Source organism: Actinomyces sp. oral taxon 169 (assembly GCF_013394715.1).
In the GTDB taxonomy this organism is placed as follows: domain Bacteria; phylum Actinomycetota; class Actinomycetes; order Actinomycetales; family Actinomycetaceae; genus Actinomyces.
Window position 1 is genome coordinate 952,522 of sequence record NZ_CP058259.1, and the last position, 17,964, is coordinate 970,485.

General features: G+C 65.6%; 12 protein-coding genes and 2 rRNA genes. 10 read left to right on the forward strand and 4 right to left on the reverse strand.

Features of this window, described 5'->3' with window-relative positions:
• Positions 1–5: 5 nt before the first annotated feature.
• The 3 genes from HW274_RS04105 to HW274_RS04115 all read left to right on the forward strand — a co-directional run bounded on the left by HW274_RS04105 (position 6) and on the right by HW274_RS04115 (position 5,119).
• Positions 6–3,187 (forward strand): 23S ribosomal RNA (locus HW274_RS04105).
• 191 nt (positions 3,188–3,378) lie between these two features.
• Positions 3,379–3,495 (forward strand): 5S ribosomal RNA (gene rrf, locus HW274_RS04110).
• 310 nt (positions 3,496–3,805) lie between these two features.
• Positions 3,806–5,119 carry a threonine/serine exporter ThrE family protein gene (locus HW274_RS04115; protein WP_260679181.1) on the forward strand — a complete coding sequence of 438 codons (1,314 nt, stop codon included), beginning with the start codon at positions 3,806–3,808 and terminating at the stop codon, positions 5,117–5,119.
• Between the two features lie 103 nt (positions 5,120–5,222).
• Here the strand turns inward: HW274_RS04115 and HW274_RS04120 are convergent, their stop codons facing one another.
• A complete protein-coding gene (locus HW274_RS04120) occupies positions 5,223–6,989 on the reverse strand; it encodes an aspartate:alanine exchanger family transporter (RefSeq protein ID WP_260679182.1) in 1,767 nt (588 codons plus the stop codon).
• Between the two features lie 294 nt (positions 6,990–7,283).
• Here HW274_RS04120 and HW274_RS04125 point away from each other — a divergent pair, with 294 nt between their 5' ends.
• From HW274_RS04125 to ilvC, 3 genes are read left to right on the forward strand one after another with little or no spacing between them, the layout of a single operon-like run.
• The gene (locus HW274_RS04125; RefSeq protein ID WP_185989268.1) at positions 7,284–9,068 is read left to right on the forward strand and encodes an acetolactate synthase large subunit; all 1,785 of its coding nucleotides are present in this window, start codon (positions 7,284–7,286) and stop codon (positions 9,066–9,068) included.
• A gap of 5 nt (positions 9,069–9,073) precedes the next feature.
• Complete coding sequence (gene ilvN, locus HW274_RS04130; RefSeq protein WP_003784785.1) at positions 9,074–9,586, forward strand: acetolactate synthase small subunit; 513 nt, start codon at positions 9,074–9,076, stop codon at positions 9,584–9,586.
• 9 nt (positions 9,587–9,595) lie between these two features.
• On the forward strand, positions 9,596–10,627 hold the full coding sequence (gene ilvC, locus HW274_RS04135) for a ketol-acid reductoisomerase (RefSeq protein ID WP_075255194.1): 1,032 nt from the start codon (positions 9,596–9,598) through the stop codon (positions 10,625–10,627).
• A gap of 79 nt (positions 10,628–10,706) precedes the next feature.
• On the opposite strand, the gene HW274_RS04140 is transcribed toward ilvC, so the two are convergent.
• Both HW274_RS04140 and HW274_RS04145 read right to left on the reverse strand, forming a co-directional pair.
• Positions 10,707–11,966 (reverse strand): MFS transporter, encoded by a 1,260-nt coding sequence (locus tag HW274_RS04140; RefSeq protein WP_075255195.1) that lies wholly within the window; start codon positions 11,964–11,966, stop codon positions 10,707–10,709.
• Positions 11,963–12,583 carry a TetR/AcrR family transcriptional regulator gene (locus tag HW274_RS04145; RefSeq protein ID WP_185989269.1) on the reverse strand — a complete coding sequence of 207 codons (621 nt, stop codon included), beginning with the start codon at positions 12,581–12,583 and terminating at the stop codon, positions 11,963–11,965. Before HW274_RS04145 ends, HW274_RS04140 begins: the two co-directional genes overlap by 4 nt.
• Before the next feature lie 116 nt (positions 12,584–12,699).
• Here HW274_RS04145 and HW274_RS04150 point away from each other — a divergent pair, with 116 nt between their 5' ends.
• Positions 12,700–13,767 carry a 3-isopropylmalate dehydrogenase gene (locus HW274_RS04150; protein WP_185989270.1) on the forward strand — a complete coding sequence of 356 codons (1,068 nt, stop codon included), beginning with the start codon at positions 12,700–12,702 and terminating at the stop codon, positions 13,765–13,767.
• Between the two features lie 67 nt (positions 13,768–13,834).
• On the forward strand, positions 13,835–14,494 hold the full coding sequence (locus HW274_RS04155; RefSeq protein WP_185989271.1) for a hypothetical protein: 660 nt from the start codon (positions 13,835–13,837) through the stop codon (positions 14,492–14,494).
• Positions 14,495–14,528: 34 nt separating this feature from the next.
• Here the strand turns inward: HW274_RS04155 and HW274_RS04160 are convergent, their stop codons facing one another.
• Positions 14,529–15,356, reverse strand: coding sequence for a gametogenetin (locus HW274_RS04160; RefSeq protein ID WP_185989272.1), 828 nt, complete (start codon positions 15,354–15,356; stop codon positions 14,529–14,531).
• Positions 15,357–15,442: 86 nt separating this feature from the next.
• Here HW274_RS04160 and HW274_RS04165 point away from each other — a divergent pair, with 86 nt between their 5' ends.
• Positions 15,443–16,618, forward strand: coding sequence for a branched-chain amino acid aminotransferase (locus HW274_RS04165; protein ID WP_185989273.1), 1,176 nt, complete (start codon positions 15,443–15,445; stop codon positions 16,616–16,618).
• Positions 16,619–16,797: 179 nt separating this feature from the next.
• Positions 16,798–17,934 (forward strand): LCP family protein, encoded by a 1,137-nt coding sequence (locus HW274_RS04170; protein ID WP_075255201.1) that lies wholly within the window; start codon positions 16,798–16,800, stop codon positions 17,932–17,934.
• Positions 17,935–17,964 lie beyond the last annotated feature (30 nt).

Consider the following 17,964-nt stretch of genomic DNA (forward strand, 5'->3'; position numbering starts at 1 on the left):
GTCTTTGTTGTTTGTTTTTTTGAGCGTTCGGTGGATGCCTTGGCATCAGGGGCCGATGAAGGACGTGGTGGCCTGCGATATTCCTCGGGGAGCCGGCTGGCGGGCTGTGATCCGAGGGTTTCCGAATGGGGGGACCCGGCACGAGTTATGTCGTGTCACCTGCATCTGAATTGTATAGGGTGTGGGGGGTGACGCGGGGAAGTGAAACATCTCAGTACCCGTAGGAGAAGATATTCCGTGAGTAGTGGCGAGCGAAAGCGGATGATGGTTAAACCGTGTGCGTGTGATACTCGGCAGGGGTTGCGTGTGCGGGGTTGTGGGGCTGTTCTGTTCCTCTTCTGCCGGAGAGGGGGCGCGTGTGCTGGCTGGTAGCTGAATCGTCTGGGAAGGCGTGGCGTAGTGGGTGATACCCCCGTAGGCGGAACTGGTTGGTGCGTGTCTGGGATGGTGCCCGAGTAGCACGGGGCTCGTGGAATCCTGTGTGAATCTGCCAAGACCACTTGGCTGCCTGAATACCTCCTGATGACCGATAGTGGATAGTACCGTGAGGGAATGGTGAAAAGTACCCCGGGAGGGGAGTGAAATAGTACCTGAAACCGGGCGCTTACAAGCCGTCAGAGCCTTCATGCTTTTGGTGTGGGGGTGGTGGCGTGCCTTTTGAAGAATGAGCCTGCGAGTCAGTGGCGTGTCGCGAGGTTAACCCGTGTGGGGTAGCCGTAGCGAGAGCGAGTCCGAATAGGGCGATGTGTAGTGGCGCGTTCTGGACCCGAAGCGGGGTGATCTACCCATGGCCAGGTTGAAGCACGTGTAAGAGCGTGTGGAGGACCGAACCCACCTAGGTTGAAAACTGGGGGGATGAGCTGTGGGTAGGGGTGAAAGGCCAATCAAACTCCGTGATAGCTGGTTCTCCCCGAAATGCATTTAGGTGCAGCGTCGCGTGTTGCCCGGCGGAGGTAGAGCTACTGGGTGGCTGATGGGCCCCACAGGGTTACTGACGTCAACCAAACTCCGAATGCCGTCGGGTTGTAGCGTGGCAGTGAGACCGCGGGGGATAAGCTCCGTGGTCGAGAGGGAAACAGCCCAGATCGCCGGCTAAGGCCCCTAAGCGTGTGCTAAGTGGGAAAGGATGTGCGGTCGCGCAGACAACCAGGAGGTTGGCTTAGAAGCAGCCATCCTTGAAAGAGTGCGTAATAGCTCACTGGTCAAGTGATCGTGCGCCGACAATGTAGCGGGGCTCAAGCACACCGCCGAAGCCGCGGACCCATGACGTGTTCCCTTCATCGTGCGCCTTGTGCGTGTGGTGGCAGGGGTTGTGGGTGGTAGGGGAGCGTCCTGCACCGGGGGAAGCCTGTGGGTGACTGTTGGTGGACGGTGCGGGAGTGAGAATGCAGGCATGAGTAGCGATACTAGGGTGAGAAGCCCTAGCGCCGAATGACCAAGGGTTCCAGGGCCAGGCTAGTCCGCCCTGGGTGAGTCGGGACCTAAGGCGAGGCCGACAGGCGTAGTCGATGGATGACGGGTTGATATTCCCGTACCGGCGAAGCACCGCCCATGCTGACGCGCGGGTGCTAACCCACGCCCAGCCACCAAATTCAGCCGCGCCTACTCCTTTCGGGGGGTGGTGTGGTTGTGGTGGTGGGGTCTGGGGATCCTCCGTGCAGGTAGGCAAGCGTGTTAACAGGGGTGACGCACAGTGGTAGCCCGGCGGACCTGATGGCTTGGTCCGTTCAAGCGCGCAGCCCGTCCTCCAGGTAAATCCGGAGTGACTGCCTCCTTGAGAGGTGAGGGTGAGGCGTGATGGTGACCCTACTTTGGTGGGGGATAACAGGGTGATCCTGGGGTGCCGAGAAAAGCCTCGACGCGATGGTGCCAGCCGCCCGTACCCTAAACCGACACAGGTGGTCGGGCAGAGTATGCCTAGGCGCACGAGTGAATCATGGTTAAGGAACTCGGCAAAATGCCCCCGTAACTTCGGGAGAAGGGGGGCCTGATCCCTGAAGCCCCGTTTGCGGGCTAGGGGGGAGGGTCGCAGAGGCCAGGGGGAAGCGACTGTTTACTAAAAACACAGGTCCGTGCGAAGCCGTAAGGCGATGTATACGGACTGACGCCTGCCCGGTGCTGGAAGGTTAAGAGGAACCATCAACCCTCGGGTGAAGTGGTGAATTTAAGCCCCAGTAAACGGCGGTGGTAACTATAACCATCCTAAGGTAGCGAAATTCCTTGTCGGGTAAGTTCCGACCTGCACGAATGGCGTAACGACTTCCCCGCTGTCTCAACCATGAGCTCGGCGAAATTGCAGTACGAGTAAAGATGCTCGTTTCGCGCAGAAGGACGGAAAGACCCCGGGACCTTTACTACAGCTTGGTATTGGCGCCCGCTATAGCTTGTGCAGGATAGGTGGGAGACTGTGAAGCCGTTACGCCAGTGGCGGTGGAGTCGTCCTTGAAATACCACTCTGGTTATGGCGTGCGCCTGAACCTGGGCCCGTGATCCGGGTTAGGGACAGTGCCTGGTGGGTAGTTTAACTGGGGCGGTTGCCTCCTAAAGTGTAACGGAGGCGCTCAAAGGTTCCCTCAGCCTGGTCGGCAACCAGGTGTTGAGTGCAAGTGCACAAGGGAGCTTGACTGTGAGACCGACGGGTCGAGCAGGTACGAAAGTAGGAACTAGTGATCCGGCGATCCCGTGTGGGTGGGTCGTCGCTCAACGGATAAAAGGTACCCCGGGGATAACAGGCTGATCCTGCCCAAGAGTCCATATCGACGGCATGGTTTGGCACCTCGATGTCGGCTCGTCGCATCCTGGGGCTGGAGCAGGTCCCAAGGGTTGGGCTGTTCGCCCATTAAAGCGGTACGCGAGCTGGGTTTAGAACGTCGTGAGACAGTTCGGTCCCTATCCTCTGCGCGCGCAGGAGACTTGAGAAGGCCTGTCCCTAGTACGAGAGGACCGGGACGGACGAACCTCTGGTGTGCCAGTTGTCCCGCCCGGGGCACGGCTGGTTGGCTACGTTCGGGAAGGGTAACCGCTGAAAGCATCTAAGCGGGAAACCATCTTCAAGATAAGGTCTCCACAAGAAGGACTTGTCCTTTTTGGTAGGCCCCCAGCAGACTACTGGGTTGATAGGCCAGAAGTGGAAGACCGGCAACGGTTTAGAGCTGACTGGTACTAATAGGCCAACACAAACAACAACACCCCCAAACACACACCACACACCTAGCGTGCGTGGGAGTACCGGGGGGTGAGCGATACGGTAAGAGCGAAGCGTCCACTATACGGTCCACACCCAACCCAGTCCACCAACCACACACCACCAGCGCGTGTGTCGGCAGGCAGCCTGATAACAGAATCACAGGAACACTGACGCACTGCCCATGTAGTCGTCTCGGTGGTCACAGCGACAGGGAAACGCCCGGCCCCATCCCGAACCCGGAAGCTAAGCCTGACAGCGCCGATGGTACTGCACCCGCCAGGGTGCGGGAGAGTAGGACACCACCGAGCACACACCACACAGTCGGCCCCCGGGGGGCTCCACAAAGGAGCACCCGGGGGCCGAACCAGTTGCGGCCCTTAAGACAACTCCACCACGAAGAAACCCCTCTCGGGGGCCGGATCGTTCCAGCCTGCACCAGGAACCACCCCCAACATCCCCAACCAGATGGCACACTTCAGCATCTGAGACTGAGAGGTGCCCGGACCGAACTGACAGCGGGATACGAAACGGTGCACCATTGTCTTTGTGACTCATAGCGACCTCCCTACCGCTCCATCGGGCAACGGCCACGAACCGAGTCTCGATGCCGATCGGCTCATGCAACAGTCCGACGTCGTGCTGCACCTGGGACGGCTCATGCTCGCCGCCGGTGCCGGCTCCTACCGCATCAAGTCCTCCATGGCCAGGGCCGCCTCGGCTGTCGGCCTCGACCGGCATGAGGCGACCGTGACGATGACCGAGATCGTCACCTCCTCCTACGTCGGCAACCGTTTCCGCACCGAGGCCTGCGAAGTGCGTCGGGTCGGTGTCAACGTCGGTCGCTTGGAGGCACTGCGCCGCATCGTCCACGACCTGCGCGCCCACGAGACCGTCGAGCACCTCGAGGCCAAGCTTGAACAGGTCGAGAAGATGCACGCCCGCTACAACGCCTTCACCAACGCGGCGGCCTCGGGCGTGGCCTGTGCCGGATTCTGCTTTCTTAACAAAGGCGGTTGGGTGGAGTGTCTGACGGTCCTCGTCGCGGCATTCCTCGGACAGTTCGTTCGCCGACAGATGCTGGAGCGCCACTATCAGCACTTCTTCACCTGGCTCGTCTGCGGAGTTGCGGCTTCCGGCACCTACATGGGCATTGTGACATTGCTGAACGCTACTGGCGCGGTGGCGGGAAACCACCAGGGCGGTATTATCTCGGCGATCCTCTTCCTCATCCCTGGTTTCCCAATGGTCACCGCCATGCTGGACCTGTTCCGACAGGACTTCTCCTCGGCGCTCTCCCGCAGCGCGTACGTGCTCATGGTCATGGCGGCGGCCGGCGTTGCTGTGTGGACTGTCACCTTCATCTTCCGCTGGGATGTTGCTGCGGCCAGCGGTAGCACTCTCGACGGTCCTGTACTCTACGTTCTGCGCTGCTTCTGCTCCTTCATCGCCGCGTACGGATTCGCCATGCTGTTCAATGCAGGTGTGAAGGCCAGCATGCTGGCTGCAGTGGTCGGGGCTCTTGCCAATACCGGCAGACTGCTTCTCATTGACGTCTTCCACGTGCCATGGCAGCTCGCAGTGGGCCTGGCCGCGGTCACGATTGGCCTGCTCGCCCAGCTCTTCGTCTCCCGCGCCTCCCTGTCCCGGGTGGCTCTTTCCGTTCCCGCCGTCGTCATCATGATCCCCGGGGTTCCCTTCTATCGGGCCATTTCCGCGCTCAACACGCTCTCCGTGGACAAGCTCGGCGTCGACGTCGGCGAAGCGGCCACGAACCTGGCTGAGGTCTTCTTCGTCATCACCGCCATCGGTGTAGGGCTGGCCCTGGCGCGCATCATCACCGACCACAACTGGCGTCACGACGTGGCCACCTCCGGGCACATCACGCTGCCTCGCACACACGTTGAAACCGTGGAGCAGCCTCTGGAGGACTGAGTTTCGGCCCGCACTCGCTTGAGACGGATGATGGTGGCCCGCCGCTGACACGCAGCGACGGGCCACCATCAATGATGCGAGACCGGTGAGCCTGCGGCGCGGGTCACAGCCCGCCGAGGACCTGTGCAATGAAGATCTTGACGATCATCGCTACGGGGTAGACCATCGCGTACCCCAGCGCCACCCGCGGGTCGGCGCCGGTGCGCTCGTTGGCGAAGGCCAGAATCGCGGGCTGGGTCTGTGCGCCACCGATGAGGCCGGACAGGCGAGTCCCACCCATCTTGACGATCCAGCGCATGGAGGCGTAGATCCCCAGTCCCACAATGGTGGTGACGACGAAACCGGTGACGAAGATCCTCCACCAGTCACCACCGGTGAAGGCGTGCGCGATCTCCCCACCGGCCTTGGTGCCCGCCTGGGCCAGGAAGACCAGGAGCCCGAACTCCGAGAGCACCGCCGTGGCAGTGAAGGGCATGGCGGTCACGAACTTCCCGATGCGGCCGATGCGCCCGAAGATGAGGCCGATCAAGAGCGTGCCGGCAGCCGATCCGATGGAGAAGGTCGCTCCAGTGGGCGTGAGGAACTTCCACTCACCGATGAAGATGCCCAGTGCCATCCCCAGGCCCAGTGCCACCGGGTTGATGGAGGACAGCCCCCGCGAGGAGTCGCCGAAGTATGTGGAGATCTCCTTCATGCGTCCGGTCGGGCCGACGACGCGCACCCGGTCTCCCTGTTGAAGCACCAGATCCGGGGTGCCCACCATATCGACGTCGCCGCGGCGTACCCGCGAGATCGTTGCCCCGAAACGGCTGTCGATGTCCAGCTCACCGATGGTACGGCCGGCCAGCTTCGGGTCCGAGACCGTGATCCTGCGGAAGTCGAGGTACTTGCGGTCCTCGATGAGTGAGTGCGAGGAGCCGTGGCCCACCGCCTTGATCGCCTGGTTGACGGCGTCCTGAGTGCCGACGACGGTGATGAGATCGTCCTTGTGCAGCCGGTCGTCGTTCTTAGGCCGGGTGATCGGACCCTTCTCACCCCGGCGCAGACGAGAGAACCGCAGCTGTCCCGAGATGGTCTCGACGATGTTGCCCAGGAGCGGGCCGTCCTCGCGCTCCACCCGGATGGTGCGGTTGATGAGCGGGGAGGGAGTGTCCTTGTCGCTGCGCCGGTAGCGCAGCGCCAGCAGACAGAAGAACAGCATGCCGATGACACCGTAGAGGTAGGTGACGGCATAGGCGACGGTGGCGTCACCCGGTCCGGCCTTGTCTCCGGCCATGGCGGCGGCGTTACCGGCTGCGGCCAGGGCGGGTGTGTTCGTGACGGCACCGGCGAAGGCCCCGGCGATCATCGCTGCCTTGAGTCCGAGGAGACGTCCCACGCCCACGGCGGCCAGGGTCGCCACACCCAGAATGCCCAGGAGGAGGGCCAGCGGCCCGCCGGCGGTTCGGATGACGTGGAAGAAGTTCGGCCCGGACTGGATGCCGATGGCGAAGGTGAAGATCGCCAGCCCCAGGGTTCCCAGCTCCTTGGGAACCTCAATGGGGGTGGCGGCTGCCGCCCCCCAGGCCGCCAGCGCAATGCCGCAGAACAGCACCGCCGCTGCTCCGAGGCTGACTCCCTTGATCTTGACGTGCCCGAGCAGCATCCCGGTGCCGACCAGGACGAACAGGACGAGCACCACGTTCCCGGCCAGGTGGTGGAGGATGTTGGCGTGAGCCACCTTCCAGATCAGCAGGGCGGTACTGCCGATCAGGAGGGCCGCTGCCGGGACGCGTATGTTCCCGCGCCTGGCGCGCCAGAGCAGCATTCCGGAGCCGACCATGAGCAGGACGATGACAACCGGGTTGTCTAACAGATAGTCCAGGACCATAGCCACGTCGCTAGTTCCGCCTTCCGAATCGCTGCTGAAAGTGACGCAGCGGATGTTTTGTCAGGAGTAATAGCAGCATTGTGTCATCTCCGCAGGCGCTGATGACCTACCAAGGTCCGTGATTCACCGGGGGAGTGGATCGGCCCTCGCGCGTCGGGATCCTCCACGCCACCGAGCCCGTGATTCCACGATGTGAGATCGCCGCCGTCTCATTATGACTCTGTGCGGAGACTGATCTAACGTTCATTACCCGGCAGGTCGCCGGACAGTAGGCACGGAGAAGGAGAGCGAGCGATGACACGCGAAGACGCTCCCGCACGTCAGGACCAGCAGGTCATGACAGGCGCCCAGGCTCTGGTGCGCGCGCTGGAGGAGCTAGGCGTCACAGACATCTTCGGGATGCCGGGCGGCGCCATCCTGCCCTTCTATGACCCCCTGCTCGCCTCGACGAAGATCCGCCACGTCCTGGTGCGCCACGAGCAGGGCGCTGGTCATGCCGCCGAGGGATACGCCATGGTCACTGGTCGCCCCGGGGTGTGCGTCGCCACCTCCGGCCCCGGAGCCACCAACCTCATCACCCCCATCGGTGACGCCCACATGGACTCAGTGCCCATGCTGGCCATCACCGGGCAGGTCGGAAGCCGCGGAATCGGGACGGACGCCTTCCAGGAGGCCGACATCGTCGGGGCCACGATGCCCTTCGTCAAGCACTCCTTCCTCATCACCCGTGCCGAGGACATCGTCCCGTGCGTGGCTGAGGCATTCCACATCGCCTCCACCGGACGTCCCGGTCCTGTCCTCATCGACATCTCCAAGGATGCCCAGGAGGGGCTCACCGAGTTCGTGTGGCCCCCGGCCCGCGACCTGCCCGGCTACCGCCTGCCGGGCAAGCCCAACCAGCGGCGCCTGGCTCAGGCCGCCGAGGTGATCTCCGCTGCCGAGCGCCCCGTCCTCTACCTGGGCGGTGGCCTGAACCGGGCGCAGGTTCCCACCGAGGACCTCACCGAGCTCATCGAGCTCATCGGAGCGCCCTTCGTCACAACTCTGACCGCCCTGGATGTCATGCCCAGTGAGCACCCGCTCAACCTGGGGATGCCCGGCATGCACGGCACCGTGGCCGCCGTCGGGGCCCTGCAACGGGCCGACGTCGTCGTTTGCCTGGGAGCCCGCTTCGACGACCGGGTCACCGGCAAGCCGGACACCTTCGCCACCAAGGCCTCGGTGATCCACGTCGACGTCGACCCCGCCGAGATCTCCAAGATCCGCACCGCCGACGTCCCGATCGTCGGGGACCTGGCCGACGTCGTTCCCGCGCTGAGCGCTGAGTTCCGCGACCACGTCGCCGCCGAGGGGCGGGTGGACATCGCCCCGTGGCGCCAGGAGATCGAGCGCATCCAGGCCACCTACCCCACGGGCTGGACCGACACCGATGACGGACTGCTTCAGCCCCAGGAGGTCATCACCCATCTTGATCGGGCGGCCTCCGAGGACACCATCTGGGTCACGGGCGTGGGGCAGCACCAGATGTGGGCGGCGCACTACCTCACCTTCCGCCGTCCTCACACCTGGCTCAACTCGGCCGGCGCCGGCACCATGGGCTACGGCCTGCCCGCAGCCATGGGTGCCAAGGAGGCCTGCCCCGACCGGCCGGTGTGGCTCATCGACGGGGACGGCTGCTTCCAGATGACCAACCAGGAGCTGGCCACCTGCACCCTCAACAACATCCCCATCAAGGTCGCCATTATCAACAACTCCTCGCTGGGGATGGTGCGGCAGTGGCAGACGCTGTTCTACGGGCAGCGCTACTCCAACACCGACCTGCACACCGGTGCCGGAACGAAGCGGATTCCCGACTTCGTCAAGATGGCCGAGGCCTACGGGGCCGTCGGGCTGCGGTGTGAGCGCCTGGAGGACCTGGACGACGTCATCGCCCAGGCCAATGCCATCAACGACCGCCCCGTCGTTGTCGACTTCATCGTCTCCGCGGACGCGCAGGTGTGGCCCATGGTCGCGGCCGGGGTGTCCAACGACGAGATCCAGCACGCCCGCGGCATGAGCCCGGTGTGGGAAGAGGAGTGAGCGCCGTGAGCGAGAAGCACACGCTGTCCGTCCTGGTGGAGAACAAGCCCGGCGTCCTGACCCGGGTCTCGGCGCTGTTCACGCGCCGGGGCTTCAACATCCACTCCCTGGCCGTGGGGCCCACCGAGCACGAGGACATCTCGCGCATCACGGTGATCGCCGACGCCGAGGGACTGGCCATGGAGCAGGTCACCAAGCAGCTCAACAAGCTGGTCAACGTCCTCAAGATCGTCGAGCTCGACCCCGACACCTCGGTCGAGCGCGAGCTCTACCTCATCAAGGTGCACGCCGATGACGCCAACCGCACGGCGGTGCTCCAGGTCGTCGACCTGTTCCGCGCCCACGTCGTGGACGTCGCCCCCACGTCGGTGGTCATTGAGACCATCGGCTCAGAATCCAAGGTCAAGGCTCTACTGACGGCTCTCCAGCCGTACGGTGTCAAAGAGATTGTCCAGTCCGGTGCCGTGGCGATCACGCGCGGCCCACGATCCATCACCGATCAACTCAAGGAGAAGTGAGAAGCAATCATGGCAGCTGAGAAGTTCTACGACGACGACGCCGACCTGTCCGTCATCCAGTCCAAGAAGGTCGCCGTCATCGGCTACGGTTCCCAGGGGCACGCTCACGCTCTGAACCTGCGCGACTCCGGCGTGGAGGTCGTTGTCGGCCTGCGTGAGGGCTCCTCCTCCGTGGCTAAGGCGGAGGAGGCGGGCCTGCCCGTCAAGCCGATCGCCGAGGCCGTGGCGTGGGCCGACGTCGTCACCGTCCTGGCCCCCGACCAGGTGCAGGCCACCCTCTACCGCGAGGAGATCGAGCCGAACATCAAGGCCGGCTCCGCCCTGCTGTTCTCCCACGGCTTCAACATCCACTTCGGCTACATCAAGCCGTCCGCGGACATCGACGTCGTCATGGTGGCCCCCAAGGGGCCCGGCCACACCGTGCGCCGCGAGTTCGAGTCCGGCCGAGGCGTGCCCGTGCTCGTCTGCGTGGAGCAGGACGCCACCGGCACCGCCTGGGACCTCGTCCTGTCCTACGCGAAGGCCATCGGCGGTACCCGCGCTGGCGCCATCAAGACCACCTTCCGCGAGGAGACCGAGACCGACCTCTTCGGTGAGCAGTCGGTCCTGTGCGGCGGTGTCTCCAAGCTCATCCAGTATGGTTTCGAGACCCTGGTCGAGGCCGGCTACCAGCCCGAGATGGCCTACTTCGAGGTCTGCCACGAGATGAAGCTCATCGTGGACCTCATCAACGAGGGTGGTATCTCCAAGCAGCGCTGGTCCTGCTCCGACACCGCCGAGTACGGCGACTACGTCTCCGGCCCGCGCGTCATCACCCCCGAGGTCAAGGAGCACATGAAGGAGGTCCTGTCCGACATCCAGGACGGCACCTTTGCCAAGCGCTTCATGGACGACCAGGCCGCCGGTGCTCCGGAGTTCAAGAAGCTCCGGGCCGAGGGCGAGGCGCACCCCATCGAGGCCACCGGCCGCGAGGTGCGTTCCATGTTCGCCTGGCGCGCCGACGTCGACAAGGACTACACCGAGGGCTCCGTGGCCCGCTGAGGACTTGTGATCCGTTGACAATGGGCGGTGCCCTGATGACCTGACGTCATCGGGGCACCGCCCATGTCGTGCGACGGCACTACTGGGGCGACGTGAGCCGGCGTCGCTGGAGACGAACGGTGAGGGCCACCAGGGCCATGACCGCGCCCATAAGGCCCACGAGCAGCGCGGCGCCGCGTCCTGGGCCGATGCCGACGACGGCTCCCACACTGGTGGACAGTGACCGTCCGGGCTCCAGCAGGGGCTGGAGCACATGGTCCACCAGGACTCCGGAGCACAGGTAGGCCACCAGGTAGCCCATCTGGGTGACCAGGCTGATCGTGCCCCAGGTGCGTGCCTGCCGAGTGTTGTCGACCTGCGTGCGCACCAGGACCTCCGCGCCTGCCTGGGACAGGGGCAGGCAGGCGAAGGTGAGGAAGCCGCAGGCGGCCACCCACCAGGCGCCCGGCCCCAGGGGGACCAGTGCCATGGCGGCGCCGGTTCCGGCCAGCCCTGCGGCAAGCAGCGTCGTGGGCCGGGCACTCTTCCAGGCCGTGACCAGGGCGGCGCCCACGAGCATGCCGGTGGCGGCCACTGTCTCGACCACCCCCATCTCGGCGGTGCTCACGGTGGGCAGGAGAATCGGCTTGATGAGAACCTGGATGACTCCGATGGCGAGGGTCGCCAGCGTCATGAGGACTACGAGGGCGCGCAGGCCGGGGGAGGCGATGATGGTCCTCCAGCCCGCCATGACGTCGCGGTCGTCACCTGGCTGGGATGCTGCGCGTTGCGAGGCACCGGCTGCCAGAGCCTGGCGCACTGTCATGGTGCATGCCACCGTGACCAGGCAGGTGCTGGCGTCCAGCAGGACGAGACCCCGGGGGCCGACAAGAGGCATGAGGAACCCCGCCGCGGCCGGCGCCAGCAGGTACTTGGCGGCAGAGGCGAGCTGGAGCAGACCGGAGGAGCGCACGTAGTCCTCCTCGGTCACCAGGTCGGTGACGCTGGCCCGCAGCGCCGGCTCGGTCAGGGCCGCCAGGCAGGAGGAGATGACGGCTCCTGCGCAGATCCAGCCCAAGGAGGGCCGGGGCGAGGACAGGGCCGCCAGGATGACGCCCAGCCCGAGAATCGAGCCGGCGTCACCGATCATCATCATCAGGCGGCGGTCGTAGCGGTCTGCGAGGACCCCGGCCAGGGGTGCCAGAAGAACAATGGGGGCGAAGGCGCTCATCTGGACGGCTGCCACCGAGGAGGCCGTCCCGTAGGCGCGCAGTATGACGACGGCCAGGCCGAAGGCGCTCAGACCCGTTCCCAGCGAGTTGATGAAGGAGCCCAGGACCAGCAGCCCGACGTGCTTCATGGCTCCGCCTTCGTCAGGAAGTCGAGGCTGCCGGGCTCGGCACCTAGGAGGGTCTCACTGGCCCAGATGAGAGTCTCCTGGCGGCGGGCGAGCTCAGCGGGGCTGGACTTCATGATGTCCTGGTCCAGGAGGATGCCCGAGGCGCTCAGCAGCAGCTCGATGACGTCATGGGGGCGCTCGGTGGTGAAGGTCCCCTCGGCCACCCCCTGGGTGATGACCTCGGCCAGGACCGGGGTGAGGTGCTCGATCATCGCTGTGATGGACAGCAGGTGGAACTCCGCGTTGCCCGGCGCGTGGAACTGGTCGACGAGCTCGGTCTCGGTGTCCACCAGCCTCATCGCGCTCATGATCGCTGCGAGCTTGTCGGCCGCCGGGGCCGGTGAGGCGGCGATCGCGCGGGCCTGCTGCTCGACCTGGTGGACGATGCGCAGGACCAGGGCCTTGAGGATCTGCTCCTTGCTGGGGAAGTGGTAGTAGAGCGTCCCCTTGGCGATGCCCACGATCCTCAGGATGTCCTCCATGGTCGTGGGTTGAAAGCCCTTGGTGGTGAACAGGGTGTGGGCGGCGTCGAGAATCTCCTCGCGACGTTGCGCGGCAGGGCGGTGGATGCGCGGCATGGCTCCTCCTTGGTACGTCGGAAACAGACTAACCGACCGATGGTCGAGACGCGAGTGTGCACTTCCGTCATGCGGACTCTTTGTCTCGCATCCTGATCCTGCCCTAAGGTGGCCTCATGACGCAGACCATCAAGCTGGCAGTAATCCCGGGTGACGGCATCGGTAAGGAGGTCGTCCCCGAAGGTCTCAAGGTCCTCGAGCGAGCGCTGGAGGGAACCGGGGTCGCGGTCCGTCCCACCACCTTCGACCTGGGGGCCGAGCGCTGGCACCGCACCGGCCAGACCCTCACCGACGAGGATCTTGAGGCCATCAAGACCCATGACGCCATCCTGCTGGGAGCCGTCGGCGATCCCTCCGTCCCCTCCGGCGTGCTCGAGCGCGGTCTGCTTCTGCGCCTGCGCTTCGCCCTGGACCACTACGTCAACCTGCGTCCCTCGGTGTACTACCCGGGCGTGCCGACGCCGTTGGCCGATCCCGGCGACATCGACTTCGTCGTCGTGCGTGAGGGCACCGAGGGCCTCTACTGCGGTAACGGCGGCGTCGTGCGCCAGGGCACGGCGCACGAGATCGCCACCGAGGTCAGCGTCAACACGGCCTACGGTGTGGAGCGCCTGGTCCGCTACGCCTTCGCCAAGGCCCGGGCCAGGGCGGCCAAGCACCTCACCCTCGTCCACAAGCACAACGTGCTCGTCCACGCCGGCGACCTGTGGCGGCGCACCGTGGAGGCCGTCGGCACCGAGTACCCCGAAGTCGCCGTCGACTACTGCCACGTGGACGCCGCCACCATCTACATGGTGACCGACCCCGGCCGCTTCGACGTCATCGTCACCGACAACCTCTTCGGCGACATCCTCACCGATGAGGCCGGCGCCGTGACCGGCGGCATCGGACTGTCGGCCTCGGGCAACATCAATCCCGAGAGGGCCTTCCCCTCCATGTTCGAGCCCGTCCACGGCTCGGCCCCGGACATCGCCGGTCAGGGCAAGGCGGACCCGACCGCCACGATCAGCGCGGTGGCCCTCATGCTCGACCACCTTGGGCTGCCCGAGGCCGCGGCGAAGGTCGAGGCCGGAGTCACTGCGGACATGGCCACTCGGCGCGGTGGCGCCCAGCGCTCCACCAGCCAGATCGGTGACGCCATCGCCGAGGCAGTGGCGGCCGGGGCCGATACGTCATCGCTTTGAGACCCCACGGCCCTCTTCGTGTCCGGAGCGTGATCGCAGTACGCGAGCGGGTCGTTACATTCCGAGTATGTCGTTACTCGGTCCCCGACGTCAGACAGCCGCATGCCTCCTGCTCGCCGGCCTCGCCGGCCTGTGCGGGTGCGAGGTCCTGACCGACGCCCCACTGACCGACTCCGAGATGTCCGCCTTCCTGGCTGAGGCGGACTCGTACGCCACCCGATCGCGGGGACGGGCCTTCCAGGCGACCGCGGTGGCGGCAGCGGATCAACGCTCCGCCATCACGGGAGCCCAGTCGGTCTCCCGGGTCCGGAGTGATGCCGCCGCGGAGGCCGCGACGCTGGCCACCAGGGTCGGAGCAGTGGCGAGCGACCTGAGCCAGGCCGAGTCCACCGGCCTCGAGGTCGCGAGATCAGCGCTCGACCAGGCAATGCAGGGCGAGGACGTCGAGGCGATCACGACGGCGCTCTCCAACCTTCGTCACGCCGTGGCTGCGGCCGAGTCCGCGGTCTCGGCCCGGCGCTCCTCAACCGGCCAGGACCAGGTGCCTGCGGCCGGGGAGGAGAGGCCGACAGGAGCTCCAAGCGGGAGAGGGGACGGCGAGTCTGCAGAGGTGGATCGGCCGGGGGAGGGGGAGCCCGAGTCCCCCGCTCAGGTCGGCGCCCCGTCCGACGCCGAGCCATCGGATCCCCAGGACTTCGCTGAACCGGCCCAGGGACCGCCTTCTTGAGGGGGGCAGTCTCAGGAACTGTGATGAGGCGGGCTCATCCGGTGGCGGAGGCGGTCGGGGTCTCAGAACCGGGTACCACCTTCGTGGGCCAGCGGGACTGACCCGACAGGCCGTCCACGGCGACGCCGCGAAGGACGGCGTCCCACGGCGCCTCGTCGAAGACCCCCTGCTGACAGACCTGGGTCACTGACACGGCTGCGCCGTCGGCCGACCACACCCGCACGAAGGACCTCCCCGCGACCCGGGAACCGCGGAGGCTGGCGCTGAAGGCGGTGGCGATACCGGCATAGGGGGTCGAGCGGTTCGTCGCCGTGAGCTCCTCTTGGCTGGTTTGCCGGTAGTCCGGGTAGGTCCCCGCCAAGGAGGCGGACCAGTGCTCGGACAGAGCGCGGTCGTCGCCACCGGCGACGAGCAGCGCCGCTGCGCTGGTCACCTCGGCGCTCACCTGGCATCCGGAGGAGGCCGAGGCATAGGAGCGCGACCAGGATGCCTCTGGGGTTGACGACGTCGCGGGTCCGGTAGGGGCGGTGCTCCCGTGCGCGGCGCTCGTGGAGGGCGGGGCCGTGGTGGAGGCGGTGTATCCGGGAAGGTCCGGGAAGCTGACCGTGAGTGCGGCCGCAGCCGTGGCCTGGGTGGTCGGCAGCGAGGTGGGCATCACCATCCGGGGTGGAGCCGTTGAGGACTGTGGTGCCGCGGACGGAGAGGCGGGCCCCGACACCGACCCGGCGAGCTGATCCAGGTCCACCTGCGCGCATCCGTTCACCCCGGTCAGGAGGACTGTGCCGGCCACCGCCGCCCGGGTGAACCGGACTCGTGCGCCCATTCGGCGAGTACTGACCGAGGGGCGCTGAACGGAAGTCATGGCCGGAACCTAGCTCTGCGGCCGCCCGCCCGCCAGCATATGGGAAGGCCGTGTCCGAGTTGTGGCCTCGGCGGTAGGGTGGACCTATGCCCGAGACAGACGCCACCTCAACCGACTTCGCATCCACCTCCTTGGCTCGCGCCGCCGAGGTCCCCGTCCCGCAGGCCGATGCGCTCGCCGGTCGATTCCCCTTGACCGCCAACCCCTCACCTGTCGCCGAGGACGAACGGGCAGCGGTCCTGAGGAGTCTCCACTTCGGTAACGCCTTCACCGACCATATGGCTCACGCCCGCTGGAGGCAGGGCGAGGGGTGGGGCGACTATGGCGTCATTCCCTATGGCAGCCTCAGCCTGTCCCCGGCCGCCGCTGTGCTCCACTACGGCCAGGAGGTCTTCGAGGGCATCAAGGCCTACCGGCACGAGGACGGATCGGTGTGGACCTTCCGCCCCCGCTACAACGCGGCGCGCCTCAACGCCTCCGCCCGGCGCATGGCTCTGCCTGAGCTGGCGGAGGAGGACTTCGTGGCCTCCCTGGTGGATCTGGTGCGCGCCGACGCCGCCTGGGTGCCCTCAGGTGAGGGTGAGTCCCTCTACCTGCGTCCCTTCGCCTTCGCCTCCGAGGCCTTCCTGGGCGTGCGCCCCGCCGCTGTGGTGGACTACTACGTCATCGCCTCTCCCGCCGGCTCCTACTTCCCTCACGGCTTGGAGCCCGTCTCCATCTGGGTGACCACCGAGTACCACCGTGCCGGGCGTGGAGGGACCGGGGCGGCCAAGACCGGAGGCAACTACGCCTCCTCCCTGCTTCCCCAGCAGGAGGCCTACGCGCAGGGCTGCGACCAGGTCTGCTTCCTCGACGACGTCTCGCAGGAGAACATCGAGGAGCTCGGCGGCATGAACCTCATGGTCGTCGACGCCGACGGGACCGTGCGCACACCGCGCCTGACCGGGACGATCCTCGAGGGCTGCACTCGCAGCGCCATCATCCGCCTGCTGCGCGAATCCGGGCGCAACGTCGTGGAGGAGACCATCAGCCTGCAGGGACTGCTTGCAGACATCGAGTCGGGCCGAGTCAGTGAGGTCTTCGCCTGTGGGACCGCCGCCGTCGTCGTGCCTCTGGGGCATCTCAAGGGCGAGGGCTTCGACGCCCGCATCGAGGGCAGTGAGGTCACCCGGCAGATTCACGACCGGCTCACCGCCATTCAGACCGGCCGCGCCGAGGACCCCTACGGGTGGATGTATCAGCTTGTGCCTCCTCGTTCATAAAACCACTGACGATATTCATTCTGAACGTCCAGAAAGATATTGTTTATGTGATGTGAAATGATGACAGGGAGATTGCGGCGGTCTCAGTTGCATCTCATTTCATGAGCATTTTGCCCGGAATTCCTAACACAAGGAGGTTCCGGGCAAAACGCTCGAGAAATATGTGGTGCCATTGGCCCATGACGCAGTCCCTCCTACCAGAACCCGAAAGCAGTCCGATTGAAAAGGGTGATGCTGAAGCAGCCTCGTCAGGGGCCGACACGACCTCGGCGCGCAGCGCAGGTAGCGCTCTGCGCCGTCCCGGACGAGGATGGAGGATCGCCCTTCTCAGTGTCCTGGCGATCTTCCTGGTTCTGACCCTGGCCACAGGAGGCCTGGCCCTGTGGGTGCGACACTCCATCGCCTCCGGCATGGAGTTCATCGCCGATCCCTTCGCGGGCATTCCCACGCGGGCCCCGCAGCAGAAGGTGGCCGCGGGCGAGGAGCCGGCCGTCAACATCCTGGTCCTGGGGACCGACTCACGCACCTCCGCCTCCGACCCCTCCCAGTGGAAGGAGGGGGCCCAGCGCACGGACGCGATCATGATCGTTCAGGTCAGCGGAGACCGGAAGACGGTCTCAGTCATGTCGATCCCCCGTGACTCATGGGTGGAGATTCCTGGTCACGGCCAGGGCAAGATCAACGCCGCCTACTCCTACGGGGGGCCCTCGCTGACGATCCACACCGTGGAGAACCTCACCGGCATCCACATCGACCACTTCGCGGTGGCGAACTTCGAGTCCTTCGTCGCGCTGACCGACGAGATCGGTGGAGTGCGAGTCAATCTCAAGACGCCTCAGACACTCGCCGGCAAGGAGCTTGGTGCAGGGGCTCAGGTACTCAACGGGCAACAGGCCCTGGCCTACACCCGCGAGCGCTCCTCTCTGCCCAACGGGGACTTCGACCGTGTCAAGCGCCAGCAGACCTGGATGCGCTCCATCGTGAGCAGGGTCCTGACCAACGGCACCCTGAGCAGTCCCACGGCGCTGTACTCCTTCCTCAAGACCGCATCGCGGACAGTCGCCGTGGACGAGTCCTTCACGCTCAACCAGATGCAGTCCCTGGCCCTGGAGACGCGCCACCTCCACAGCAACGACATCGCCTTCATGACCGTGCCGACCGCCGGTACGGGAACCTCCGCGGACGGGCAGTCCATCGTCACGCTCGACGCCGACGCGGACGCCCCCTTGTTCAAGGCCTTCGCCGAGGACCGGGTGAGCGCCTACCTCACCGAGCACCCCGACGCCGTCGAGCTGCTTCCCGCCACGGTGAACTAGAGGTACGGACACGTGGCTCACGGAGCGGCG